1 protein-coding gene and 1 pseudogene are annotated in these 1004 nt (G+C 68.5%); both read left to right on the forward strand.

The genetic code is table 11. The features are described 5' to 3' along the window. Positions 1-102: 102 nt before the first annotated feature. Positions 103-747 carry an FMN reductase gene (locus KZA10_RS16075; protein WP_151486242.1) on the forward strand — a complete coding sequence of 215 codons (645 nt, stop codon included), beginning with the start codon at positions 103-105 and terminating at the stop codon, positions 745-747. A 51-nt stretch (positions 748-798) separates the two neighbouring features. Next, positions 799-1004: pseudogene (locus KZA10_RS16080) on the forward strand (FAD-linked oxidase); the annotation flags it as partial.

Here is a 1004-nt window from a genome sequence, read left to right on the forward strand (position 1 = left end):
CCGGTGCGAACCGCGGCGACAACCTGACCGGCGACTCGCCCTACCAGGACAGCCCGGCCCCCGCCGGTGCGGCGTTCGGGCTCGCCCGGAAGGAGGCGTGAGATGACCACGCGTCGCATCGCGGTCATCTCGGCCGGCCTATCGAACCCGTCCTCCACGCGGATGCTCGCTGATCGACTCGCGGCGGAGACCGTGAAGGCGCTCGCCGGGCACGACGTCGACGCGAGCGTTGACGTGATCGAGTTGCGCGACTACGCGCACGACATCACGAACAACATGCTCACGGGGTTCGCGCCCCCGGCGCTGGAGACGGCGATCAACACGGTGGTCTCCGCCGACGCTCTGATCGCGGTGACGCCGATCTTCTCGACGAGCTACTCGGGTCTGTTCAAGTCGTTCATCGATGTGCTCGACCCCGATGCTCTCACCGGCACACCCGTGCTGATCGGTGCGAACGCCGGCACCGCGCGGCACTCGTTGGCGATCGACTACGCGATCCGACCGCTCTTCGCCTATCTTCACGCGGAGGCCGTGTCGACCGGCGTGTTCGCGGCGTCGAGCGACTGGGGTGGCGCCGGTGACGACGTCGCCCCGCTGGCGAAGCGCGTTGAGAAGGGTGCCAGAGAGCTCGCGGAGGCGATCGTGCGTCGTGAGGCTTCGGCTGTCGTCGATCCGTACGATCCCGCGACGTACCTGGGCGAGGGACGCTCTTTCGGTCATCTGCTGGGCGGTCTCGCAGGCGAGTGAGTCGCGCATGACGCCATCGACGATGTCCGAGGGATGTCGTACGGTGGCGTCATGCCCACGCCCCCCGCGATCATCGCGCTCCAGGAACGATTCACCGGCACCCTCCTCCTTCCCGATGACGCCGGCTACGAAGAGGCTCGACGGCCGTGGAACCTCGTTGTCGAGCAGCGTCCGGAGGCGGTCGCGACGCCCGCCGACGTCGAAGACCTCCGCGCACTGCTGATCGCCGCCCGGGAGTCGGGCGTGCGGATCGCGAT

Source organism: Microbacterium sp. BF1 (assembly GCF_019279095.1).
Taxonomy (GTDB): Bacteria; Actinomycetota; Actinomycetes; order Actinomycetales; family Microbacteriaceae; genus Microbacterium; species Microbacterium maritypicum.

Excerpts from the sequence above, each read along its gene's own strand:
- KZA10_RS16075 (WP_151486242.1), top strand. The coding sequence starts at position 103 with ATGACCACGCGTCGCATCGCGGTCATCTCGGCCGGCCTATCGAACCCG.